The organism is Bergeyella zoohelcum ATCC 43767, assembly GCF_000301075.1.
Lineage (GTDB): Bacteria > Bacteroidota > Bacteroidia > Flavobacteriales > Weeksellaceae > Bergeyella > Bergeyella zoohelcum.
Map to the genome: position 1 here is coordinate 1615417 of NZ_JH932293.1, position 25343 is coordinate 1640759.

Sequence of the window (25343 nt, forward strand, 5' to 3'; positions counted from 1 at the left end):
AATCTAGGTTACATAAAAAAAGGGAGTCTCAAAAAACAGGAAACTCCTCTCCTCCTTTCCTAAGAAAAAAGTAAGTTATAAGCCAAAAGTCTTTGTACTTTGTACATCGTACAATTTTTAACTTCTTTTAACTTCTAATTTCTAACCTCTAATTTCTACTCTGAAAGTCATTGCCTTATCAATTATTTTGAGAAACCTCTCTGATAATTCCATGCCGAAAGAAAAATTCCTGCCGTCTCGGTACGCAATCTTTGGGTGCCAAGACTCACTGCTTTAATATTTTTCTCACTTAGCATTTCTATTTCCCTCGGGCTAAAATCTCCTTCGGGACCAACGAGAAAAGTGTTTTTTTCATTAAAATGAAATTCTGTAAGCAATACCCTTTCAAACCGCTCATTACAATGGGCAACGAAAATATTTTCAGAATGATTTTTTATAAAATCCGAGAGTTTAGTAAGTGGATTAATCTTCGGGAAATACATTCTAAGACTTTGTTTAGAGGCGGCAATGGCTTGTTTTTCTAAGCGTTCCAGATTAATATTCTTTCGTTCAGAATTATCCGTAAGAAAAAATGTAATTTCATCTACCCCCATTTCCACTGCTTTTTCCAAGAAAAATTCCATTCTATCTATATTTTTAGTAGGAGCAATGGCAATATGTAGCTGAAATGGACTTTTATCAAGCTTAGGTAAATGTTCTACATGCACTAAATTTGCCTTTTTCCCTTGGATGGTAAGCTCACCACGAACACTATTCCCTTGTCCATCCGTAAGATGCAACACTGTTCCTTCTTTAATTCTCAATACTTTTGTAATATGCTGTACTTCATCAGGATGAAATGCCACATTGGGAAAAATACTACCATAAAATAATTTCATGATTCATCTTTTTAGATAATAGTAGAAAATATAAGGGGCAAAAATACTTTACCCCTATATCTATCATTAAACTCGCCTTAACTTTTAATTTTGCTTAAATCCTCTGAATCTTAATGTCATTTCAAAACACTTTGCCAAAGTTTTTTGGTACTTTAGTAAAATACCCCAAACGATGAAACTCATTCAATTCAACATTCTTCATCAACTCATTTATAGATTTTAACACAAAAATCAAACAAAATGAGTACGAAAAAAGTACCATTAGCCATTGTACTGCTCTAGGGCAATTTTAAGCAACTCTACACTTCTGGCAAGTTCTTCTTTTTTAAGAACATAAGCTATCCTTACCTGCTTTTTACCTAGCTCTGGGTTACTATAAAAACCTCCCATAGGAGCCAGCATTACCGTTTCATTTTCATAGCTAAACTCTTCTAAAAGCCATTGTGCAAATTTCTCAGAATCATCTACAGGAAGCTGTACTGCACAGTAAAAAGCACCTTTCGGTGTAGGGCAAATTACCCCTGGAATTTCATTCAGTAAGCTTACCAATAAATCTCTTCGTTCTGTATACTCCTGACGCACCGCACTGATGTACGCTTCATCATCTTGATGTGCCGCCGTAGCTGCTATTTGTCCTAATAATACTGGACTTAGCCTTGCCTGAGCAAAAAGCATTGCCGCATCATGAATTTTCTTAGAGCGAGTAATCATACAGCCTACTCTCACCCCACACATAGAGTATCTTTTGGATTCAGAATCAATGATAATACAGTTTTCTGCCAATTCAGGAAAAGCCAACATAGAAGTTTGCTTCTCGCCTCCATAAACATATTCTCTATATACTTCATCAGAAATGATGACAATATCATGTTTTAATGCAATCTGACTCAGTTTTTCTAACTCTTCCTTAGAGTAAAGATAGCCCGTAGGATTTCCTGGGTTACAGATAATAATCGCCTTTGTTTTTTCTGTGATTTTTTTCTCAAAATCTTCCATCGGAGGCAATGCAAATCCCGTTTCTATTGTAGAAGGAATAGCCACCACATTTACATTAAAATTACTAGTAAATCCATTGTAATTTGCATAGTAAGGCTCTGGGATAATCACCTCATCACCATCATCACACAATGTAGAAATAGCAAAGTTCAGTGCCTCAGACCCCCCATTGGTTACAATGAAATTATCCGTAGTTAAATCTGTAAAACCCAATCCATGGTAATAATCTTTGAGTGCATTTCTATATTCTAAATTGCCTTCAGAAAGTGCATATTCTAAAACTTCAAGGTTTACATTCTTTATCGCTTCCAAAGCATTTTTAGGAGTGGGAATATCGGGCTGTCCGATGTTTAAATGGTACACTTTAGTTCCATTACTCTTCGCTTTTAAAGCAAAAGGAACGAGTTTTCTTACAGGAGAAGCGGGCATTTTCTTAGCACGCAATGAAATTTCTGGCATAGTTTAAATATTAACCCCACAAAGGTAGTGATTTTTAAGATAATTATGGAACCAATAGCAACTTAGATATAGCGAAATAAACCATCAAGAGTAAAGAGTAAAAGCCATGTATATCACAATTCAAATTCATTAACTGCTAATTATTAGTACTTTCAGAGTGAAAGGTAAAGAAAAACAATCTTAAGAAATAACGATAATTAAAATTTAGTGAATGTATGTCTTACATTTTTTGTACTTTTGCGGTGTTTTTTAAGAGAAATTATATAGTGGAATGAGTACAGTTTATAATAATGTTCTTGAACTCATTGGAAATACACCAATGGTGAAGCTGAATACTGTTACCAAAGATGTACCGGCAAAAGTTTTTGCTAAATTAGAATCGTTTAACCCAGGGCATTCTACTAAGGATAGAATCGCATTGCATATCATAGAAGCGGCGGAAAAGAAAGGAATACTGAAACCTGGTGCTACCATTGTAGAAACTACTAGTGGAAACACAGGTTTTTCTATTGCCATGGTTTCTATCATCAAAGGATACCAGTGTATATTATCCGTAAGTGATAAGACGAAACCTGAAAAAATAGCTTACCTAAAAGCATTGGGGGCTAAAGTTTTCGTGTGTCCTGCCAATGTCCCTGCTGACGACCCTCGTTCTTATTACGAAGTGGCAAAGAGAATAGCCGCAGAAACGCCTAACTCCATTTATATCAATCAATATTTCAATGAATTAAACACCGAAGCTCATTATATGAGTACTGGACCTGAAATTTGGGAACAAACGGAAGGAAAAGTAACCCATGTGTTTGCCTGTACAGGAACTGGAGGTACACTTTCTGGAGCTGCCAAATACCTAAAAGAAAAAAATCCAGACATTAAAATTATCGGAGTAGATGCTTTAGGCTCCATCTTAAAAACCTATCACGAGACAGGAGAGATTCATCTGGAAGAAGTAAGACCTTATCAGATTGAAGGAATGGGTAAAAATCTCATCCCATCAGCGTTGTTATTTGATAAAATAGACCATTTCGTCCGAGTAAATGATGAAGATGCTGCCTACAGAACGAGAGAAGTTGCCCTCAAAGAAGGCATCATGGGAGGCTATACCACAGGAGCAGTAACCCAAGGTTTTTTACAATATGCACAGGAAAACCCTTTGACAGAAAATGACATAGTGGTACTCATCTACCCTGATCATGGTTCTCGCTATATCTCTAAGGTATATAGTGATGAATGGATGACAGAACAAGGTTTTACCAATAATTGTGTGCATAGCTACGAAGAATTATTTAAGACTACCATTATTTAATTCTGGTAAAAGCAATGGTAACTCCACAAGTTTTAATTTAATATCACCAACCAGTATAAATATATAAATTCCTTTTGGTAAAATCCAAGAGGGATTTTTTTATAACTAATCTCAATTTGGTTTAAGCACATTCAAAAAATAACTGACCATCATTGACTTTTTGAATATTGAGAGACGGTTTTTTGGGAAAAAAGCAATACGCAGTTAATGCTCCCAGGAATATTTATAATAAAATTATTGACGCTCCTATGCCGACTGTGTTCTATCTGACAGAGGTTTTTCAGTTCATCATTGATGGTTGGTTCACTTGTAATTTTCAACTCTCAAATTCATAGGTAATAATTCAATTTACATATATGATTATCAAATATTTAAATATACAAATTATTACCTTTTTTACAAATATTTTTTTATTTTTCTTATCCCGAACTCAAGTTAATAAAAAGCTTCAAATACGATTATGATAACCACTATAATGAAAAACCACATAGAACATTATTCTTATGTATCTATGTGGTGATAAACTTGAGTTTTACTAAATTTTTGTTTAAAATCCCCCTACTCACTCCTCAATGCTTCAATGGGACGAATTTTTACGGCTCTTTGGGCGGGAATCATTCCTACCACCAGCCCCAGCCCTACCATTACGCCCATTGCCATAAAGACATTACTATAGTCCACTGTAGGATTGTAGAAAGGAAAATCGGTTTGTCCGGCGGTGAGGGTGTCTAATGCCATGAGCAGAAGCATCCCCATAATAAAGCCCATAAGCCCCGAGCTGAGGGTAATGACCAAACTTTCTAGCAAAATCTGATTGCGTACTTCGGCCGGCTTGGCTCCCAAGGCTCGGCGGATGCCTATTTCTTTGGTGCGTTCTTTCACGGTAATCAAAAGGATGTTGGAAATCGCAATGACCCCCGCCAATATGGTGAGTACGCCTACGGTAATGGTGAGCAACTGCATGCCTTTGAGAAATCCGGTGAGTTTGGCAAATTCTTTTCCGAGGTTGAAACTACCAAAAGCATTGGAATCATCGGGCGAAACATGGTATTTGTTTTTGAGTTCGGTTTTTACTTTTTCCTCCACTGCACTCAAATCTGCCTCGGGACGGCTCACAATGGAGAATACATCTACCTTGTTGCCCTGATTATACATTTTCATATAGGTAGAAAGGGGAATGTAGGCGGCTCTACTGCTCTCCATAGGTCCAAATCGTTTGATATTAAAAACGCCAATAACATTGAAATACATCCCTTTTACATTGATGCTCTTGCCTATGGGATTTTCATTTTTCTTGTGGTCGAAAAAGTTTTTGTAAATCTCCTCTCCTATCACGATGACATTTTTGCTTTGGGCGATATCGGCATCGTTGAGGTATCTTCCAAAGATTAATTTCTTTTCGGAGATTTTGTTACCTATCGGGAAATCACCGTTGAGGGTATAGGTTTCAGACTTTCCGTTTCTGGACATGAGTTCGCCCTGAGTACCAAAATTTCCCTTAGAACTTTGAGGCGAGATATAGTCTATCTCGGGGATTTTGCTTTCTAGTAGGGCTATATCCTCTAAATTTAATTCCATAGTACGCCCTTTGGGAAATCCCGCGTAGGGGATATTGGTGTTCTGAGCCCAAAGAAAGATGCTATTGGTGGCAAAACCAGAAAAGAGCTTGTCGAATCCGTTTTCCATTCCTTTGGCGGCTCCGAGGAGGGCTACATAGAGAAACATTCCCCATGCTACGCCTATCATAGTGAGGAAGGTACGGAGCTTATTGTTTCGCAAGGAGTGATAAATTTCCTGCCAAGTATCGTATGAAAAGAGTTTCATTTTAATTGTTAATTATCAATGGTTAATTGTTAACATTCGACCGCCTAACGGGGTCGGTGTTTCTTTCTCATATTAGTAGAAAAATAAGCTTTGTTGTTACAATTTTCGTGTGATAAATCCGCTTTTTGATATAAAAAACTTCCTTCATAATACTATGAAGGAAGCGATATTCTATTAAAATCATTTGAGTTATTCCTCGTATTTATCCCAAAAGCATCGTCAGAGGTTGCTCTAAATAAGTTTTAAATGTCTGTAAAAATTGGGCTCCAGTAGCACCATCTATCACTCTGTGGTCACAAGCCATGGATACCTTCATGGTATTTCCTACCACTATTTGTCCATCTTTTACCACAGGTTTCTCCACAATAGCACCTACAGAAAGAATAGCAGAATTAGGCTGATTAATAATAGAAGTAAAAGTTTCTATCCCGAACATACCTAAATTAGAAATAGAAAAAGTAGAACCTTCCATTTCATTGGCCTTAAGTGCTTTTGTTTTTGCTCTAGATGCCATATCTTTCACATTGGCAGAAATATCCGTGTAAGACATAAAATCTGCATTTTTGAGTACTGGAACTACTAATCCATCAGGTACGGCCACTGCCACTCCTATATTAATATTTCCATGGTGAATAATCTTATCTCCTGCCCAAGAGGAGTTTACCTGCGGATGTTTTCTCAGTGCCATTGCCGCTGCTTTAATTACCATGTCATTAAAAGAAATCTTCGTATCAGGAATACTGTTCATTTCCTTTCTGGCTTCCATAGCCTTATCCATAGCTATTTCCACCATTAGATAATAGTGTGGAGCGGAGAATTTAGATTCAGATAGGCGTTTGGCGATGACGGTTCTCATCTGAGAGTTTTGTGTTTCGGTGGTTTCCCCTGCCATAAAGTTCATTGCCACCTGAGTTGCTGGCTGAGCAGTAGGCGTAGTAGCAACTGTTTTTGGCTGATAATTTTCCACATCGCTCTTCACAATTCTTCCATTCTCCCCTGTTCCAGAAATAGTACTTATGTCAATACCTTTTTCCTGAGCTATTTTCTTTGCTAAAGGAGAAATGAATATTCTACCCGCTGAATTATTATTCGTTGGTTGTGAGTTATGCGTGGCAGATGTTTTTTCGCCATTTTTGGTTTGTGGCTCTGTAATAGCTTCCTTAGATTGTACTGCTTTTCCTCCACCTGTTACGATGGCAGATACATCTGTCCCCGCCTCACCTATGATGGCTAAAATAGAATCTACTGGTGCTGCTCCACCTTCGGAAACTCCTTGATAAAGAAGCGTTCCCTTAAATTCAGACTCAAAGTCTTGGACTGCCTTATCGGTTTCTATCTCCGCGAGTAAATCCCCTTCTTTTACCGTATCTCCCACTGCTTTATGCCATTTGGCTACTTTTCCTTCCGTCATGGTATCCGATAGCCTTGGCATGGTTACTACTTCTACTCCTTTAGGAATTTCCATTGCAGATGATTGCTCTACGGTAGGCTGAGTTTCCACCGCAGTATCTTCTTTTTGGATTTTATGTTCTTCAGAAATATTTGCAGATGCTCCTTTATTTCCACTGACGAGCGAAGAAATATCTTCTCCCTGCTGACCAATAATAGCCAATATAGAATCTACAGGAGCCGCGTTTCCCTCTTCTGTACCGATGTACAAAAGCGTTCCTTTTATTTCAGATTCAAAATCTTGTACGGCCTTATCGGTTTCTATTTCTGCTAATACATCTCCTTCATTTACCGCATCGCCCACTTTTTTATGCCATTTTGCCACCTTACCTTCTGTCATAGTATCAGAAAGACGCGGCATTGTAATGATTTCAGCCATATTTTTTTAATATGATAATTTGTTAATACGATGATATGAGAACCAAAAAACTTTTATTTTACAAATTCTCAAAATTATCTAATTAATTATTTTCTAGTTTATCAAGGAAAGGATAATCTTCTTGTGCATATACATAATCATAGATTTTTTCTGCATCTGGAAAAGGAGAGTTTTCCATAAACTCTACGCATTCCTCCACAAAATTTCTTGATTCATCATCCATTTTTTCTAATTCCTCTTCCGTTGCCCATTTATTATCTAGGATTCTTTTTTTCACAATCAGGATAGGGTCTTCTTGCTTATACTCTTCCACTTCTTCTTTGGTTCTGTAAGGCTCTGCATCAGACATGGAATGCCCTCTGTATCGGTAAGTTCTCGCCTCAATGAAAGTAGGACCATCTCCTCTCCTTGCTCTTTCTATGGCTTCATAGGCTACTTCTGCCACTTTTTCAGGGTCCATAGCATCTACAGGCATACATGGCATTTCGTACCCTAAACCGAGTTTATAAATATCCTCATGATTGGCTGTTCTTTTCACGGAAGTTCCCATAGCATATTGGTTATTTTCTACTACGAAAACCACAGGGAGTTTCCAGTTCATCGCCATGTTAAAAGTCTCATGTAGAGAGCCCTGTCTAGCAGCACCATCTCCGAAGAAACAGATATTTACTGCTTTTCTATCAAAATATTTATCCGCAAAAGCAATTCCTGCTCCCAAAGGAATTTGTCCTCCTACAATACCATGCCCACCATAGAAACGGTGTTCTTTACTAAAGATGTGCATAGAGCCTCCCATACCACCTGAAGTTCCTGTAGCTTTACCACAAAGCTCTGCCATGATTCTTCTAGGGTCTACACCCATTGCCATCGGATGAATGTGGCATCGATATGCCGTAATCATAGAATCTTTGGTCATATCCATTGCGTGTACAAAACCCGCTGGTATTGCCTCTTGCCCGTTGTAAAGGTGAAGAAAACCTCTGATTTTCTGTTTAAGATAAAGAGAACGACATTTGTCCTCAAATCTTCTCCACATGGTCATATCCTGGTACCATTTGAGGTAAACCTCCTTGGAAAACTCTTTCATTATCGTTATTTTCTTTGATTAATATTCTTTTTATCTTTCGTCAGAAGAGCATTCACAATATCTTTCCGACCGAAAAATTAATGCAAAAGTACGAAATCTTCTTGGACTTTTTAGCTAATTCATCCAAAGGAACAATAATTTTCATTTAAAAATAGTAATATACAAATTAAATAACTTTGTTTTCTAATACAATGATGAATTAGAAATGAGAGATGAGAAACGAGGGCTATTTGCTATGAGCCTATTATCCAAATAATAATGAATAAAAAAAATACTGCCTTTTAAGTAAGGCAGTATTGGACAATTATTTCACAAAACCTTTTAATCTTAATAAAGGCGTAATATTAGGATTTCTACCTGTAAAATTTCGGTAGGCTTGGTTAAACTCTACCGTATTTCCAGTAGAAAGCACTGTCTTTCTGAATTTATCTCCATTGGCACGCGTCATTCCACCATTGGTTTGTACCCAATCCCAAGCATCGGTACAGAGTAAATCACTCCACATATATGCATAATATCCCGCTGAATAGCCTCCGCCCCAAATATGAGCAAAAAATGGAGAATGGTACCTCGGAGGAATTTGTGGCATATACACACCGTATTTCTTTAATGTTTCGGTTTCAAAATTTTGCACAGATTTAATCTGACTTTCATCTGTGATAGAATGCCAAGCCATGTCTAAGGTAGCCGCTGCTACCACTTCTGTAGTAGAAAAACCTTGATTAAAAGTGAGAGACTTTTTAAGCTTATCTACCAAAACCTGTGGCATAGGTTGCTTGGTTTCATAGTGGATGGCATAGTTTTTCAGAACCGTAGGTTCTAGTGCGAAGAATTCATTCATTTGCGATGGTAATTCCACAAAATCTCTGGCAACACTCGTCCCTGAAAGACTTCCATATTTTTGGTTGGCAAACATACCGTGAAGTCCATGTCCAAATTCATGAAACAGCGTAGTTACTTCATCATAGCTGATGAGTGCTGGCTTCCCGTTGGCTGGCTTTTGATAGTTAAGTACATTTACCACTACAGGTTTCTGACCGAGACTATGGGCTTGTTTCACAAAAGAACTCATCCATGCTCCGCCTCTTTTGCTTTCTCTAGAGAAGAAATCAATATAGAAAAGTGCCATGGATTTACCATTATGGTCAAAAATCTCATATACCAAAACCTCTGGGTGATAAACGGGTAAATCAGTTCTTTTTTTAGCAGTGATACCAAAGAATTTTTCTGCGGCAAAGAATACGCCTTTTTCTAATACGGTATTTACTTCAAAATAAGGTTTTAGTTCATTCTCGTCTAAATCATATTTCGCTTTACGCACTTGCTCTGCATAATAACTCCAATCCCAAGGTTCTATTTTGAACCCACCATTTTGCTGGTCTATCAGTTTTTGAATTTCTTTTGCTTCTTGTTGGGCAGTTTCTACAGCTGGTTTCGCTAACTGAGAAAGAAGTTGGAGTGCTTCCTCTGGAGTTTTTGCCATTTGGTCTTGCAGTTTCCACTCTGCAAAAGATTTTTTACCTAAAAGTTGTGCTTTTTTGAGTCTTAATTTCGCCAACTTAATGATGATGTCTTGGGTATCTCCCGAATCATTTTTCTCAGAGCGGAACCATGATGCCTTATAAAGTTTTTCTCTTGTTTTTCTATTATGAAGGCTCTGCATCATAGGTTGTTGTGTGGTGTTATAGATGGTAAGCAGGTATTTCCCATCGTATCCCATTTTCTTCGCAGCGGCTGCAGCAGCGGCTATTTCATCTGCGGAAAGTCCATCCAGTTCTTTTACATCTTCTATCAGGAGGCTGCTATTTTTTCTGGCTTCTAAAAGTTTGGTAGAAAAGTCAGTAGAAAGCGATGCCATCTCAGCATTAATTTTCTTCATTTCCCTTTTCTTTTCATCTGAAAGATTCGCTCCTGCTAATTCAAACTGTTCCAAATAATAGGCTACCAATCTTTTGCTTTCCGCATCTTTTATTTTGTCTTTTTGTTCTGCTACTTTTTTTATTTTTTCATAAAGTTTTGCATTCAGATAAATCTTATCACTATGTGCCGCAAAAACAGCAGAATAATCTTTTTGGATTTTTTGTAATTCAGGATTAATATTGGTACCTACAAGGTTATAAAAAACGGTTCTGGCTCTATTAAGCACCTCCCCACTATGTTCCAGTGCAAGGACGGTATTTTCAAATGTAGGTGCATCAGGGTTATTAATAATTTTCTCTATTTCTGCCTCTTGGACTTTTAACCCGTAATCAAAAGCTGGGCGATAATCTGAATCTTTTATCTTATCAAATTCAGGAGCCTGATATTGTAGGGGACTCTTTTTCAAAAAAATATTTCCCTTAGGTTGGGGTATAGCTATGGATACTTCTGTCATTTTCTGAGTATTATTAGTTGTGGAGCAAGAGATAGCACTGTACGCCCATCCCGCCAGTAAGAATGTAGATGCAATGTTTTTAAAATTCATGTTTCTATTTTTTATTTTTTTTCAAAATTTTCGCAATATTATATTTTTTTTCAATACAGAAAAATTATTTTTTCTTTTCTACAATCCCCCGAATCTTACAAAACTTCCCAAAATCACCATCGTAACTCCTGAAAAAGTAACGGTACTGATGAGCAAAGCTGCAATTTTAATGTTTTTGTTGGATAGGTTTGGAAAAATAATTTTATCGGCAATGATAGCACATATTACAGTGATAATGAGCAAGATAATTTTAATAGACACCACCCTTTCAATGGGTGAACTAAAACTGAACCAAGTCCCTACCTTTACCCCATAATTGTACGCCATATAAATCCCTGTAATTACCAAGATAATAAGTGCAGGCATCCCTACGGGTTCGTATCTATTTTTAAAATCTTTGAGTACTTCTAAATTCCCTTTAAATACTGCTTTAGGTAAAATAGCAAACCATAGAAAAAGGTGTCCTCCTACCCAAATGGTAGCAGATAAAAGATGTAAAATCAATAAAATATGATGAATATTCATAAGATAAATTATGTATTAAACATCTCTTTTCTTTAAAATCCAATAAGAAGCCATAATGAATAATACAATCCATACAATAGTAACTATCATTGCCATATAAGGATACTCTATGGGCTGTGGCTCTCCTAAAATACTCGCCATTTTTAGCCTCGTAATGGGGCTAGGGATAAGCTGCTCAAAGATGTTTAATGGCAAAAGATTGGTGACTAAAAAAGGAGTCTCTACAGTCTTTGCCATACCCACTCCGAAAAAGAATTTTTCTACCAATCCTAAAATTCCTTCCATGAGCCAATAAAAAAATAAAGTAAGTAATACGAAGATAGATTTCCTAAGTAAAACACTTAAAAACAATAGCATAGAAAAAAAACCTAGCATCTCCAGAGCATAATTTCCGATGAAAAAAATCTCTTTAAATATCAATGCAGAATTTTTTTCCTGAGAATAAGAAAGCCCTAATATAAAAGCCACCACACCCACTAATACAGCGGAAATAAAAGTAAAAATGCCTATAGTAAGCACCTTAGATACGATAAATTCTTTCTTAGAAAGCCCATCTATCACATTTTGTTTATACATTCTATTAGAAAATTCCTGAGTTACCGAAAAAATGATAATCATTCCCAGAAAAATTTTAAAAAAACTTACGATATAAGTAACGAAATTCCAAATTTGAGGAAAATCATAAATTCCTTGTTCTTTTAAGTTAAGTTTAAAAAAATCTTGAATTTCAAAGTCCACTAAACCGATGAATAATACAAAGCCTAATGCAATAAAATACAATGCCGTAAGAATTCTAAATGGTTTATAACTCAAATTTTTGAGCATTTCTATTTTGAGTAATCTTAACATAATTACTGATTTTTAACAAGTTCAATAAATTGATTTTCAAGTGATTGTTTTTTCAACACGAGATGTGAAAGATAAATACCTTTTTCTACCATCAGTTTATTCAGCTCAGCAGGTGCTATGGGATGAGCTATGGTAGCAATTACCCTATTTTCATCTTTTTTCACTTCGTCAAAATAAGATAGAGACTGTAAGGCTGATAATAATTCGTCCATCTGATGGCTTTCCAGCTCAAAATACGCCTGATTTCTTGTCATTTCATCTACTCTACCGCTGTAGATAGCATTCCCTTGTTTCAGTACGATGACATGACTACATATTCTCTCTATCTCATCTAAAAGATGACTGGCAATAATAATGGTAATGCCCCTTTTTGCAATGGATACAATAAGATTCCTGATTTGTATAATTCCCTCAGGGTCAAGTCCATTAGTAGGTTCGTCCAAAATTAAAACTTCAGGTTCATTGAGTAATGCCGATGCTATGGCAAGTCTTTGCTTCATTCCCAGAGAATAAGTACTGAACTTATCTTTCTTCCTTTCTTTAAGCCCTACCAAATCAAGCACTTCATCTATCCTGTGATAAGATATTTGTTTAATTTCTGCTACTATTTTCAGATTTTTCTCTGCACTGAGATAAGGATAAAAATTAGGCTGTTCTATGATGGCTCCTATTTTTTTCAGAGTATCGGTACTCGTTCCCGCTTCTCCGAACCATTTCCAAGAACCCGATGTAGGATTAATAGTGGTAAGAAGCATTCCAAAAGTAGTAGATTTTCCACTACCATTAGGCCCAAGAAGCCCATATACATTTCCTTTTTCCACAGAAAAAGAAATATTATTTACCGCAGTAGTATGCTTAAATTTTTTAGTCAACTGATGTACTTCTAAAACTTTTTCCATTGGATTAAATTTAGATGGTTATTTATCAATAGATTGTATATTCACCCCGTTTTTAATTAATAACTCTGCGAGGATTTTTTTAGCTCTCATGATTCTCACTTTGGTATTGGGGAGCGATAGCCCGAGTTCTTCTGCGATTTCTTTCAAACTTTTTTCTTCAAAAAAACGAAGATGAATAATTGCTTTGTATTTCTCATCCATCATTTCCAAAGTCTGTAAAATATGACGGCTATTTTCTTGAGAAATCAGGAGCTCTTCAGGAGATTCGGCGAGATTATTTTCTACATTTTGTAGGTCTAAATGGCTATTTATTTGTTCTTTTTGATGTTTTCTCCAATAATCAATCATAGTGTTTTGGGCAATGGTAAGCACCCAAGTTTTAAATTCAAAAGAGACATCATAGAGCTGTAGTTTATTGAGTACTTTAGAAAAAACCGTTACGGTGATTTCATCAGCAAGAAGCGGATCTTGAATTTTTCTCAGCACAAAATGATATACTTCGTGCCAATAAATATTAATCAATTTCGTTTGAGATTTAGCATCTTTTTTTAATGCTAAACCAATGAGCTCCAATAGTGCTGTCTTCTCCATTTCCGAAATTTATGTTCTAAAGATAAAGAAAAAATGGAAATAATCACTATTTAATATTCCTTTCGTTCAGCCATTTTTGGTAATCTTTGGCATTTTGGGCGTGTTCTTTATCACTGGCGGTAAAGCGGTGATACCCCAGCTTATCTGGATCTGCTGCCATAAAAATATAATCATGCTTTTCAGCATTAAGTACTGCATCTACAGATGATTTATCGGTAACGCAAATAGGCCCAGGTGGAATCCCCTCATTTCTGTAAGTATTGTAAGGGGAGGCATGAGCGAGATGTTTATATAAAACTCTTTTTATAGGTGTAGTAAAATTAGTATCCTTATTGATGGCATAGATCACTGTGGGGTCACTCTGGAGCTTCATTCCTTTGTGGTATCTATTGAGATATAGCCCAGCAATGGTCTTCATTTCATCAGGTTTCCCTCCTGATTCTTTATACACAATGGAAGCAAGTGCATAAACTTGATTTCTGGTAAGCCCCAATTTTTGTTCTTTTGCTTTTCTCTCTTCGTTCCAAAATTCATTATATTGGCTTTCAAATTTTTGAAAAAAATCCTTAGGCGAAACTGTCCAATAAAAACGGTAGGTATCTATGAAGAAATAATTTTTCAAGTCCTCCGCATCTTTTAATCCCTTTTGCTTAGCTATTGCGTTCAGTTCATTGACGAAATGCAATGAGTCTGCTTCTGTTTTTCGGGCTACTCTCCCCACCATTTGGTACACATTTCCAAAATCAATGATTCTAAAAGTATCTTCCGTTTGGTTCCCTGCTTTCATCATGTTTACGAGGTCTGCATTTCCCATTCCTTCTTTGAAAATATATCTCCCTGCATGGAAAAATTGGTCTAAATTTTTAGATTTTGCCACCGCGGAAAATGCTTCCATATTTTTCACTTTCCCCTGAACAGAATCTAGTATCGTCTGGAAATTGGCATTACTCGGGATGAGCACTACACTTTCATTTTCTACATTACTGGCATAATTTTCATCATAAAATCTATATCCAAAATAGACCGCTATCCCTCCCAAAAGTAGAAAGATAGCCATAAATATAGTACATCCTTTTTTCATTTTTTATATTCTTATTTTACCTTTAAAAACCTGTACCGCAGGGCCTTTCAGCCATACATCTACAAAATTATTTTGTTCTTTTTTTGCCGAAACTTCTAAATCTCCTCCCATTACTTTTACTTTTACATTAGAAATATCTTTCTCTAACATCAGTGCAATGGCAGCCGCAGTAGCTCCAGTGCCACAAGCCAAAGTTTCATCTTCTACCCCCCTTTCAAAAGTTCTCACAAAAAGCTCATCATCCTTTATTTTCTGTACAAAATTCACATTAGTCCCCGCGGGTTCATAGCACTGAGAATGACGAATTTTTTTACCCAATTCATACACATTGAGTTTTTCAATGTTTTCATGATATTCTATATGGTGAGGCGACCCTGTATCTATGAAATATCCATTATCCAAATGCTCAATAGCTGTAACATCTTTCATTTTCAAGTTCACTATTTCCCCATCTATCTGTGCTTCATGAAGTCCATCTATGGCATCAAATGTACACGATCTTTCTATCATTCCGAGGTCTCTAGCAAAAGCTACAATACACCTTCCTCCGTTTCCGCACATGGTACTTTCATTGCCATCAGCATTGTAATATTTCATTTTAAAATCATGTTCCTCATCGGGTTCTATAAATATAAGCCCATCCGCACCTATCCCAAATCTTCTGTGACAAAGTGAAAAAATTTCTTCCCGAGTTAAGCTTTGATTTCCACCACGATTATCAATCATTACAAAATCATTACCTGCACCATGGTATTTATAAAAATGAATTTCTTTTTGCATAATTTGTACATTATTTATCCAATGCTTTTCTCCACACTAAATATCCTCTAGTGGCTAAATAGGTAAAGATAACAAACTGTATTGCAGTAATTCCTAACCCCTTATATATATACATAGGGACAGATATAAAATCTGCAATTATCCAGAAAATCCAGTTTTCTATTCGTCTTTTTGCCATAAACCACATTCCTACTAAAAATAAAGAAGTGGTAAAAACATCTAACCAATTGGCCCAATCTAAATGATGAAGTCCCACTGCTTGCTGCACTCCTGTTTGCCATTGCTCTAAAACTGGCTTGTAATAATACACAAAAGCAACAAAAATGGAACTCAAAACAAATAAAACGGCAGCGATTTTCCAATCTTTAGAAGTTGCTTTTTTTACACTTACTTCATAATATTCGTTTTGATTTTTAGACCAAAGTAGCCATCCATAAATACTCATAACGGTATAATACACATTAATAAGCATATCCCCAAGCAGTCCAAATGCGTACAAAATATACACATAGAGCAAGGTAGAAATAATTCCGGTAGGATAAACCCAAATTTTCTTTTTAATGGAAAACAAAACGCTTACCAAACCAAAAATTGCCGCAATCATTTCTATCCCAATTTGCCAAGTTTGATAAGACTGATACGGCTGTATAAGGTATTCTATGAAATGCATCTTCGGTTAGATTGTCATGGAAAAAATTCTAGTTTCAGGCTTATTTCTCAGCATTCTAAGGTCAAAAGTCATAGCCACATTTCGGGTAAATGCCCTTCCTTCCTCCGTAATTTTTATGCTATTTTCTGTCAACTTTACCAAACCATCTTTTTCCATTTCCTCTAAATGCATTAGGGCATTTTTCATTTCTGGAAGAAAATTATTCTCATCCCAAGTGGTTTCTAGATGACACATGATATTAAGGATATGCTGACGAATGATAAGGTCTTCATCATTTAAAATATGTCCTTTAAAAACAGGTATTTCTCCAGCCTCTACTCTTTTTTGATATTCTTCTACGGTTTTTTCATTCTGAGCAAAAGCATACCAGCTATCTGAAATGGCACTCATTCCAAGTCCTATCATCATCTGCGTTTTGGAAGAAGAGTACCCCATGAAATTTCGGTGAATGGTCTTTTTATTCATAGACTGATAGAGGGAGTCATGCTCTAACGAAAAGTGGTCCATTCCTACTTCAAAATATCCTAACTCCTGTAGAAGCTCTTTTCCTTTCTCATACAGTTTTCTTTTTTCTTCTCCCGAAGGTAAATCGTTTTCATCAAAACCTCTTTGCCCTACGCCTTTAATCCACGGAACATGTGCATAGGAATAAAATGCTAGGCGATCTGGCTTAAGCTCCAAAGTTCGGTGTATGGTTTTCTCCATAGTTTCCCATGTCTGGAAAGGTAAACCAAAAACCAAATCATGAGAAATACTCTCATAGCCTATCGCTCTAGCCCATGCTGTTACTTTTTCTACCGCCTCAAAAGGCTGAATTCTATTAATAGCTTTTTGTACTTTTGGGTCATAATCTTGTACTCCAAAGCTACATCTCCTGAACCCCAAGTTGTAAAGCGTCTGTAAATGTTTTTTCGTAGTATTATTAGGATGTCCTTCAAAGGAAAATTCAGGATTCTCAGCGATGATGGCACTCTCAAAAATGCCTTTGAGTAAATATTCTAAATTTTCTGGTGAAAAGAAAGTAGGAGTTCCCCCCCCAAGGTGTAATTCTTTTATTCTAGGTAATTCACCTCCATGGTTACGAAACATTTCTACATACAGCTTCCATTCTTTCAGAACCGTTTCTACATAAGGTAACTCCACCGAATGCTGCTTGGTAATTCTTTTATGACAAGCACAAAATGTACAAAGGCTCTCACAAAATGGTAAATGGATATAGATGGATATTCCTTCGGTGGCATTACTCTCCTGAAACGAACGAATAACCGTATTTTTCCATGCATGGGTACTAAAGTGCTGTTCATCCCAAAATGGCACAGTGGGATAAGAGGTGTATCTAGGACCTGGAATATTGTACTTATTAATTAAAGACATGGGAGAATAGTTTGAGATTTGAAGTTCGAAATTTGCAAAGTTTTCTGCTTCCTGCCTATTGCTTATAGCCTACTGCTTACAGCTTCCACAGTTTTCTTATCGGAACCGATAAAAATCGTATTACCATCTACAAAAACAGGGCGTTTAAGAAAACTATAATGGGATAAAATCAATTGTTTTTTATCTTCTTCACTGAGATTTTTCACATCAATGGCTCGTTTTTTTATTTCCTGTGAGCGTTTGCTGAAAAGTGCATCATAACTCCCTGCCAGCTGATGCATAGTTTCCAGCTCTGTTTCTGAAATGGCTTGAGATTTTATTTCTCTGTGTGTCCAATCTTCCAAATTCAGTTCAGCCATAATTTTTTTATTCGTTCCACAGGTTTTAAGATAAAAAACTGTTTTTTCCATGAAATGTTTAATTATTCGTTTGAAATTTGTTTTAAAAAATCTTCTACCAATTCCGTAGGTCTTCCTATGATGGCCTTATCGCCATATTCTACAATCGGTCTTTGGAGTGCCTTAGGGTTTTCGGCAAGAAACTGAAATATTTCTTCATCGGTAGCGGTTTCCGAAAGTTTTTCGCGGCATAAATCTCGTGCCGTTACTCCATTCATTTTTCCGAACAAAGTTTTGATTTGTTCTGCGGTAAGCGGTGTATTTAGATATTCCACGGTTTCAAAAGGCATATTACAGAGCGTCAATGCTTCTTTTGCAGCTCTCGACTTTGAACATCTATTATTATGATATATTCTTAGCATATTCATTATTTAAAAAGTCCATACAGTTCGGCATCTATTTTTTCTAATATAAACCCAAAATCCTCTTTATGTTCCACAAAATCAAGATTATCTACATCTATGATTAATAATTTCCCTTCTTGATAAGAGGAAATCCATTTTTCATATTTTTCATTGAGCTTTGCTAAGTATTCTATACTGATAGATGCTTCATAATCTCTGCCTCTTTTGAAGATTTTTTTGACTAAATTCGGTACATCAGATCTAAGATAAATAAGCAAATCAGGAGCAGACACAAAACTCTTCATCAGTTTAAATATGGAAAAATAGTTATTAAAATCTCTTTCAGAGAGTAACTCCATATCGTATAAATTTTCAGCGAAAATATATGCGTCTTCGTAGATGGTTCTATCCTGAATAATGTTTTTACCACTTTCACGGATTTCCTTAATCTGCCTGAACCTACTTCCTAAAAAATAAATTTGTAGTGCGAAACTCCACTGGCTCATATCTGCATAAAAATCTGAAAGATAAGGATTATCATCCACATCTTCAAACTGTGCTTCCCAGCCGTAATGCTTTGCCAGCATATTGGTAAGGGTAGTTTTTCCCGCTCCTATATTTCCTGTAATCGCTATGTGCATGGTCTTTTTTTATTAGCTCGTAAAATTACGATTTACCTTTTATATAGCCGATAAGTTGAGTGGGATTTTTTGTTTTTGGGGATAAAAAGAGAAGCTTTACAAATGATTATTTTCCTACCCTTCCCATTACAAAAATAGCAGGAATTTTATGAAAATCAGGTTTTTCATTTTTCCACTGCCCAATGGTTTTGGTCTTAATGTATTGTGCTGTAGGGTGCTGAATATTGGCAGCAATACAGAGCGGAGTATTGGAATGCAGAGCAGAAATAAGTGCTTCAAGAAGCTGAGTATTCCTATAAGGTGTTTCCATGAAAATTTGGGTAGCCCCTGTTTTCTTTACTTGCTCTTCCATGGCAAGGATTTTTTTTCTTCTTTCCATTTTATCAATAGGAAGATAGCCGTGAAAAGTAAAATGCTGACCATTAAATCCCGAAGAAATTAATGCTAAAATAATGGAGCTGGGACCGTCTATAGGGCAAACTTCTATATTTTTTTCATGACACCAAGCCACCACAACATTACCAGGGTCTGCAATGCAGGGTAAACCCGCTTCTGAAAGCACCGCAAAATCCACCCCCTTTTCCATCCATTCCAAAGCCTCTTTTATATCATTTCTTTCAGTGTATTTATCTAAAATAAAGAGTTTTAAATCAGCCTGTTTTTTATTAGGAGCAAAAAACTTAACCACTTTTCTTGCCGTTTTTTCATTTTCTACAAAATAACAATCTATTTTCTCAATGATTTCGGTAATCACTGGAGCAAAATGCGTATTGGGGGTTTCTGAAGAAAGAAAGGCAGGAAGAAGATAAAGCATAGAGGTAATAATTTTAATGAATACAATAGATATAACAACTGATACGGAATAACTTTTAAATTTTCGGTAATATTTTCTTCAACAAAAACAGCAGAGGATAAAAAGCAAGAAACTATAAGCAATAGAATTTCTAATTTCTAAAATAACCTTTTATTTCAATAGTTTCTCTACTATCACATCACATGCTTCGTTAAGCAGATGATACACATTTTCAAACCCGTCTTCGCCACCATAGTAAGGGTCTGGAACATCCTCTACAGAAGCACGAGGGTTTTCTTTAAGGATGAGTTTTACTTTATGTTCCATTCCTTTAGGAGCTATGGCAAGTGCATCTCTGAGATTGGATTTATCCATAGCATAAATCACATCAAATTCATGAAAATCCTTTTCTCTCAGTTGTCTCGCTTTTTGATGAGCAATGTCAATACCATATTTTTGAGCTATCCCGATAGAGCGTCCATCAGGAGCTGAGCCTGTATGATAATTGGCCGTTCCTGCCGAATCAATGATGAAATTTTCGTCTAATTTACTTCGTAAGATTCCTTCCGCTAGAGGGCTTCTACAAATATTCCCTAGACAGAGCATTAATATTTTCATTATTTTCTATTTTAAAAATATTTAACCGAATTTCTTTTTCCTTAGATACAGTGCAATTCCTGCGAGGATAGCAATGATAATGATAGGAACCAACATATTAAACCACTGCCATTCTTTTCTTTCCAAATTTATTCTGGTTCTATCCAGCAGTCGGGCTTCTATATTTCTATTCCTAAGCTCCATGAGATGATGGTCATCCAAAAGATAATCTAGTACATTTCTCAGGAACTGCTCATTACCATATTGCTGGTTGGTCAATAAATCCACACCCAAAGGTAGCGGTTCCCCTTTCAAAATAGCATTTCTACCAATGTCTCCATCTGCAATGACTACCATTTTATTTACATCGCTTTCCGATTTAAAATTGGGAATATTATTTCTTTCTACTCTCTGGGCATAAGCAGATTTAAACTTCCCCTCTACGCTCACTGCCAATATCTTAGAGTGCGTTTTTCGCTCCATATCGCCTATGCTGTCCGTGGAAACTATTTCAGATAAAGCCACATAATTCGGGATGGATTTCAGCGTAGTATAAGGACTGGTCTCGAAAAGAACTTTATGCTGAATTCCTGCTCTGGAAAGGGTATCTATGGAACTTGGAAATTCAAATTTTACGGGATTGATATTTCGGGTAATAGCGTTTTCATTTTCAGCCACGCCCAAAGGAAAATAAGGCCATAGAAAGCTAGAATACTGTGGATTTCCTGCCACTTCACCAGAAACCAAACGGATGAGTGCAGATTTTTGGAAATCTTTGACTAAAACAGGATTGATTCGGATACCATAATTAAAGAAAAAATCATTCATATTGGTATCATAAGGATATGCCATGATTTTTTTACTATGAAAAAGCGTATCCATCTCCGCATTCACCGCGTCCATCATCCACAGCGTTTTTCCTCCGTGCATCATGTATTGGTCTAGAACTAATTTTTCACCATTGGTAAAGGCTTTCCTTGGTTTTGCAATGACCAAAGCGTCTATTTTCTTAAGATAAGACAAATCCTCCGCCGTCAGTTCATTTTCATTTTTAGGAATCACGGGAGCTACGGTATAATTTTCGGAAGCCATCTGTAAAAATCCCTGAAATTCATCGGGCTGAAGTTCATCTTGATTCACTATAATCCCTACATTTTTTCGGATATCAGAGGTAATCTTTTGAATAGCCGAAGTGAGATTATATTCTAGTGCTTCCATAGATTTTTGGAGTTGCTCTGCCCCATCAATGCCACTTTGCTGCACGATAAGGGGGACCGAAATCCCTTTGCCTTTATATTTCAGTACGGCATAAGGAAAAATAACAATTTGTTCCACTTTTCCATCTTTCATATCAGGAAGAACAGAAGGCTCCATACCCATTGCCATCAGTGTATCTTGAGGCATTTTTTTCGCAATAGGATCTATGAAAGTAAAGTTGATTTTACTATTCAGTTTTTGAAAATCTTCCAGCATAAATCGGGTTTCGTTCTGCAATTGCTTAAAATTTGCAGGAAACTCTCCCTCTAGATAGACCTCTATTTTTAATGGAGATTTTACATTCTTAATCACCTTTTGAGAAGTTTCAGAAAGGGTATATCTCTTCTCCTCCGTCAAATCAAAACGATGAGAGAAAATCCCCAAGGAAAAAATGAGCAAAATAACTCCTATAATGACATATATAGTGTAAGATTTATTCCAATTCATGATTATTTTTTTTGATTCATCACATATACTGACCCAAAAATAGTAAGTAAAATGATGAAAAGTAAATACGCTAAATCTTTAGTATCTATCAGTCCTCTGCTGAACGCAATATAATGGCTATATAGCCCTATTTCGCTGAGAAAATAATCGGCACTCCCGAGAAGCTGATAAGAGGAAATCTGCTGAATACCAAAGAATAAAACAAAAGAAATTGCCATTCCTAAGAGATAAGCCGCTACCTGATGAGATGCCAATGCTGATGAAAATATACCAATACCTATAAAAACGCCTAATAGCAATATCAGTCCTAAAAAAGACCCCAGCGTAGCTCCACCATCAAAATTCCCTTCGGGAACGCCCAAAATATGAATGGTATAAAGATAAACCAATGCTGGTAAGATACACAATAAACCCACTATATACACCGATATAAATTTCCCTATAACGATGTCTGATGTTTTTAGTGGCAATGAAAATAAAGTAAGTAAAGTACCCTGCTGCTGTTCCTCCGCAAGGGTACGCATGGTAAGTGCAGGAATGGTAAACATAAAAAGCCAAGGACAAAGCCCAAAGAAGCTCTGCAAAGACGCCACCCCAATATCAAAAATATTGGCATCATTCTCAAAGAAAAAGAGAAATAGCGTAGATACTACACTGAATCCCGCAATGATGAGCCAACCCATATATTGCCCCAGCAGCGTCCACAATTCCTTTTTTATTATTGCTATCACGAATTTTGTTTTTTATTTTTATTCACCCATTTTACAATGCCCGTAATTAAAATCACTAATGTAAAAAAGCCCAATATCAATTGCCACCAATACTCAAAGAGTAAGCCTTTTAAAATAACGGTAAACACCACCAAAAAAAGTATAAAAGTAGCTATTTCATTAAATTGTCTCAGCTTAATATTAGGTATTTCTAAAGAAGCTCCTCCCATTTTTTTGAGCTTTAAAACCATTTTCCAAGCCCAATAATGATACCCCATCAATCCCAACAAAAATAAAAGTTTCAAATGAAACCAAGGCATCTTAAGCAAATAAGGCTGAAGGATAAGCATGATGATTCCCATCAGTAACATGATACTCCCTGCGGGAACTGTGATGATATTCCAAAGTCTTCTGGCCATGAAAATATACTGCTCTCTAAGGATATTTTTTTTATTTTCTTCGAACTCATCGGTGTCTTTATAATAAACAAAAAGCCGAACAAGATAAAAAATCCCCGCGAAATAACTGACCATAAAAATGATATGCAAAGCCTTAATAACGGTGTAAAGCATGATAAAATAGGGTTTTCAATAGAAATAGGTTGCGAAATAATATGCAACCTATTGATTTTAATCATTTATACAAAGTACACTTACACTTTCATAATATCTGCTTCTTTCACCTTGAGCTGTTCATCTGCTTTTTTAATGAAAGCATCCGTTAAGTTTTGGATTTGCTCTTCGGAATCCTTAATAATATCCTCAGAAATCCCATCTAATTTTTTCAAATCTTTCATTCCATCTTGACGCGCATTACGGATGGTAATTTTTGTTTGCTCCGTTTCCGCCTTTGCCTGTTTTGCAAGTTCCTTACGGCGTTCCTCAGTAAGTGGTGGTACATTAAGGATAATCACATCCCCATTATTAGAAGGTGCGAACCCAAGATTCGAGACAATAATCGCCTTTTCTATAGCATTGATGGCCGTTCTGTCCCAAGGCTGGATAGAAATAGTCATGGCATCTGGAATAGATACATTCGCCACCTGATTAAGTGGAGTCATCGCTCCATAATATTCTACCATAACATCTTGCACCATAGCGGTAGAAGCTCTACCCGCACGAATTTTTTGGAAAGCATGATCCAAATGTTTCAAAGCAGCATCCATTTCCTGCTTTACCATGTCTAAAATTAGCTTTATCTCTTCCATATTTTTTTATTAGCATTATAAATCTACCAAGGTTCCGATAGGCTCTCCTTGGACGAGTTTATTAAGATTTCCTTTTTTATTCATATCAAAAACGATGATGGGCAGTTTATTTTCGTGGCTGAGGGTAAATGCCGTCATATCCATCACTTTAAGATTTTTATCGAATACTTCATCGAAAGTCAAGGAATTGTACTTCACAGCATTTTGATTTTTCTCTGGGTCTTTATCATAGATTCCGTCCACCCTTGTACCTTTCAGAATAACATCTGCACCGATTTCTATTGCACGAAGCGTAGCAGCAGTATCCGTAGTGAAATAAGGATTTCCCGTTCCTGCTCCAAAGATGACTACTCTACCCTTTTCCAAATGACGCACCGCCCTTCTTTTAATAAAAGGCTCTGCCACTTTGTCCATTTCTATGGCACTCTGAAGTCGGGTTTTAATGCCTACATCTTCTAATGCCCCTTGTAAAGCCATGCCGTTAATCACCGTAGCCAGCATTCCCATATAATCTCCTTGCACTCTGTCCATTCCTTTGGCAGCTCCTGCTACACCACGAAAAATATTTCCACCACCAATAACGATGGCTACCTCACAACCTTGCTCTACCACGGCTTTGATTTCCATAGCATAATCATGCAATCTATCCGTATCTATACCATACTGAAGATTTCCCATTAGGGCTTCTCCACTCAATTTCAAAAGTATGCGCTTGTATTTCATAAGTTCTGCAAATATAGTCAATTGTACCGAAAAAAGAGGTTTCTGATAGGAAAATTTATACCGTTATTCTAATCTGTAGAGTATCATTTGAATCTTTCCATCCACAAGGCTATTCATTTGGTAGTGATTATTTTGATCTTTGGAATGAAATAAATCAACGCCTAAATGATCTGTACAAATATGCTCCTCACCTCCTTTCGGGTGTACAATTTTCCAATGATTGGTTTTCAATAAATTAAAATTAATACTATCTGATAAATCTTTGGTTTTAAAGCACATTTCTACCCTCTTATCCGAAAGACTATAAGAAGCTCCCATATTATGAAGTGCAGAGTACAGCTTAATTATTTTCTTGCCTATAACTTTTCCCTCGTGCTGAAATTCTACCAAAAAACCTATGGTATTTTTAATGTTTAAGGCGTTAATGGTTTCTTCTTTCAGGGTAGAAAATCCAGAAAGAGCATCATAAGCCAGTCTATTTACTTCCTCCGTATTCAGGGGAATAGCTTTGATTTGTCCGAAGGAAAATCCACTCATTAACAAACCGAATGCAATCGCTATTTTTTTCATTTTTTGATATTTTTTATTTTTCAATGTTGTATTCTAATTTTTAAA

26 protein-coding genes and 1 pseudogene are annotated in these 25343 nt (G+C 36.3%); 1 reads left to right on the forward strand and 26 read right to left on the reverse strand.

The features are described 5' to 3' along the window. Positions 1–182 precede the first annotated feature (182 nt). Entirely contained in the window at positions 183–878 is a 696-nt protein-coding gene (locus HMPREF9699_RS07450; RefSeq protein ID WP_002663762.1) for an RsmE family RNA methyltransferase, read from the reverse strand. 261 nt (positions 879–1139) lie between these two features. Continuing rightward, entirely contained in the window at positions 1140–2333 is a 1194-nt protein-coding gene (locus HMPREF9699_RS07455) for a pyridoxal phosphate-dependent aminotransferase (RefSeq protein ID WP_002663763.1), read from the reverse strand. 271 nt (positions 2334–2604) lie between these two features. Between HMPREF9699_RS07455 and HMPREF9699_RS07460 the strand changes: the two genes are divergently transcribed. Further along, positions 2605–3639, forward strand: a complete 1035-nt coding sequence (locus HMPREF9699_RS07460) for a PLP-dependent cysteine synthase family protein (RefSeq protein ID WP_002663765.1) — start codon at positions 2605–2607, stop codon at positions 3637–3639. A 121-nt stretch (positions 3640–3760) separates the two neighbouring features. On the opposite strand, the pseudogene HMPREF9699_RS11095 reads toward HMPREF9699_RS07460, so the two are convergent. The 24 genes and pseudogenes from HMPREF9699_RS11095 to HMPREF9699_RS07575 all read right to left on the reverse strand — a co-directional run. Continuing rightward, positions 3761–3938, reverse strand: a pseudogene (locus HMPREF9699_RS11095) (IS982 family transposase); the annotation flags it as partial. Between the two features lie 259 nt (positions 3939–4197). After that, positions 4198–5463, reverse strand: a complete 1266-nt coding sequence (locus tag HMPREF9699_RS07465; RefSeq protein WP_002663766.1) for an ABC transporter permease — start codon at positions 5461–5463, stop codon at positions 4198–4200. Between the two features lie 202 nt (positions 5464–5665). Then, a complete protein-coding gene (locus HMPREF9699_RS07470) occupies positions 5666–7291 on the reverse strand; it encodes a pyruvate dehydrogenase complex dihydrolipoamide acetyltransferase (protein WP_002663767.1) in 1626 nt (541 codons plus the stop codon). A gap of 82 nt (positions 7292–7373) precedes the next feature. Further along, positions 7374–8378, reverse strand: coding sequence for a pyruvate dehydrogenase (acetyl-transferring) E1 component subunit alpha (pdhA, locus tag HMPREF9699_RS07475; protein WP_002663768.1), 1005 nt, complete (start codon positions 8376–8378; stop codon positions 7374–7376). A gap of 304 nt (positions 8379–8682) precedes the next feature. Further along, the gene (locus HMPREF9699_RS07480; RefSeq protein WP_002663769.1) at positions 8683–10842 is read right to left on the reverse strand and encodes a M3 family metallopeptidase; all 2160 of its coding nucleotides are present in this window, start codon (positions 10840–10842) and stop codon (positions 8683–8685) included. A 78-nt stretch (positions 10843–10920) separates the two neighbouring features. After that, a complete protein-coding gene (locus tag HMPREF9699_RS07485; RefSeq protein WP_002663770.1) occupies positions 10921–11367 on the reverse strand; it encodes a hypothetical protein in 447 nt (148 codons plus the stop codon). Between the two features lie 15 nt (positions 11368–11382). Beyond that, positions 11383–12216 carry an ABC transporter permease gene (locus HMPREF9699_RS07490; RefSeq protein WP_002663772.1) on the reverse strand — a complete coding sequence of 278 codons (834 nt, stop codon included), beginning with the start codon at positions 12214–12216 and terminating at the stop codon, positions 11383–11385. Between the two features lie 2 nt (positions 12217–12218). Continuing rightward, positions 12219–13115, reverse strand: coding sequence for an ABC transporter ATP-binding protein (locus tag HMPREF9699_RS07495; protein WP_002663774.1), 897 nt, complete (start codon positions 13113–13115; stop codon positions 12219–12221). An 18-nt stretch (positions 13116–13133) separates the two neighbouring features. Beyond that, a complete protein-coding gene (locus tag HMPREF9699_RS07500) occupies positions 13134–13706 on the reverse strand; it encodes an RNA polymerase sigma factor (protein ID WP_002663776.1) in 573 nt (190 codons plus the stop codon). A gap of 46 nt (positions 13707–13752) precedes the next feature. Then, on the reverse strand, positions 13753–14787 hold the full coding sequence (mltG, locus tag HMPREF9699_RS07505) for an endolytic transglycosylase MltG (RefSeq protein ID WP_002663777.1): 1035 nt from the start codon (positions 14785–14787) through the stop codon (positions 13753–13755). A gap of 3 nt (positions 14788–14790) precedes the next feature. Continuing rightward, positions 14791–15567 (reverse strand): diaminopimelate epimerase, encoded by a 777-nt coding sequence (gene dapF / locus HMPREF9699_RS07510; protein ID WP_002663781.1) that lies wholly within the window; start codon positions 15565–15567, stop codon positions 14791–14793. Positions 15568–15577: 10 nt separating this feature from the next. Continuing rightward, positions 15578–16237 (reverse strand): nicotinamide riboside transporter PnuC, encoded by a 660-nt coding sequence (gene pnuC, locus HMPREF9699_RS07515; protein WP_002663782.1) that lies wholly within the window; start codon positions 16235–16237, stop codon positions 15578–15580. Between the two features lie 6 nt (positions 16238–16243). Next, positions 16244–17611, reverse strand: a complete 1368-nt coding sequence (hemN, locus tag HMPREF9699_RS07520; RefSeq protein WP_002663783.1) for an oxygen-independent coproporphyrinogen III oxidase — start codon at positions 17609–17611, stop codon at positions 16244–16246. A gap of 62 nt (positions 17612–17673) precedes the next feature. Then, positions 17674–18021 (reverse strand): arsenate reductase family protein, encoded by a 348-nt coding sequence (locus tag HMPREF9699_RS07525; protein WP_002663785.1) that lies wholly within the window; start codon positions 18019–18021, stop codon positions 17674–17676. Positions 18022–18032: 11 nt separating this feature from the next. Next, entirely contained in the window at positions 18033–18371 is a 339-nt protein-coding gene (locus tag HMPREF9699_RS07530; protein ID WP_002663788.1) for an ArsC/Spx/MgsR family protein, read from the reverse strand. Positions 18372–18376: 5 nt separating this feature from the next. Next, positions 18377–18994 (reverse strand): deoxynucleoside kinase, encoded by a 618-nt coding sequence (locus HMPREF9699_RS07535; RefSeq protein ID WP_002663789.1) that lies wholly within the window; start codon positions 18992–18994, stop codon positions 18377–18379. A 106-nt stretch (positions 18995–19100) separates the two neighbouring features. Continuing rightward, positions 19101–19808, reverse strand: a complete 708-nt coding sequence (locus HMPREF9699_RS07540; protein WP_002663790.1) for an SAM-dependent methyltransferase — start codon at positions 19806–19808, stop codon at positions 19101–19103. A 150-nt stretch (positions 19809–19958) separates the two neighbouring features. After that, positions 19959–20408: a low molecular weight protein-tyrosine-phosphatase gene (locus HMPREF9699_RS07545; protein ID WP_446325274.1), complete on the reverse strand. Its 450-nt coding sequence runs from the start codon at positions 20406–20408 to the stop codon at positions 19959–19961. An 18-nt stretch (positions 20409–20426) separates the two neighbouring features. Beyond that, complete coding sequence (gldG, locus tag HMPREF9699_RS07550) at positions 20427–22088, reverse strand: gliding motility-associated ABC transporter substrate-binding protein GldG (RefSeq protein ID WP_002663794.1); 1662 nt, start codon at positions 22086–22088, stop codon at positions 20427–20429. 2 nt (positions 22089–22090) lie between these two features. Then, the gene (locus HMPREF9699_RS07555; protein ID WP_002663796.1) at positions 22091–22819 is read right to left on the reverse strand and encodes an ABC transporter permease subunit; all 729 of its coding nucleotides are present in this window, start codon (positions 22817–22819) and stop codon (positions 22091–22093) included. Continuing rightward, positions 22816–23370 carry a CopD family protein gene (locus tag HMPREF9699_RS07560; RefSeq protein WP_002663798.1) on the reverse strand — a complete coding sequence of 185 codons (555 nt, stop codon included), beginning with the start codon at positions 23368–23370 and terminating at the stop codon, positions 22816–22818. Before HMPREF9699_RS07560 ends, HMPREF9699_RS07555 begins: the two co-directional genes overlap by 4 nt. 80 nt (positions 23371–23450) lie before the next feature. Beyond that, positions 23451–24005, reverse strand: coding sequence for a ribosome recycling factor (gene frr / locus HMPREF9699_RS07565; protein WP_002663800.1), 555 nt, complete (start codon positions 24003–24005; stop codon positions 23451–23453). Positions 24006–24020: 15 nt separating this feature from the next. Continuing rightward, positions 24021–24728 carry a UMP kinase gene (gene pyrH / locus HMPREF9699_RS07570; RefSeq protein ID WP_002663801.1) on the reverse strand — a complete coding sequence of 236 codons (708 nt, stop codon included), beginning with the start codon at positions 24726–24728 and terminating at the stop codon, positions 24021–24023. 63 nt (positions 24729–24791) lie between these two features. Further along, positions 24792–25298: a hypothetical protein gene (locus tag HMPREF9699_RS07575; RefSeq protein WP_002663802.1), complete on the reverse strand. Its 507-nt coding sequence runs from the start codon at positions 25296–25298 to the stop codon at positions 24792–24794. Positions 25299–25343 lie beyond the last annotated feature (45 nt).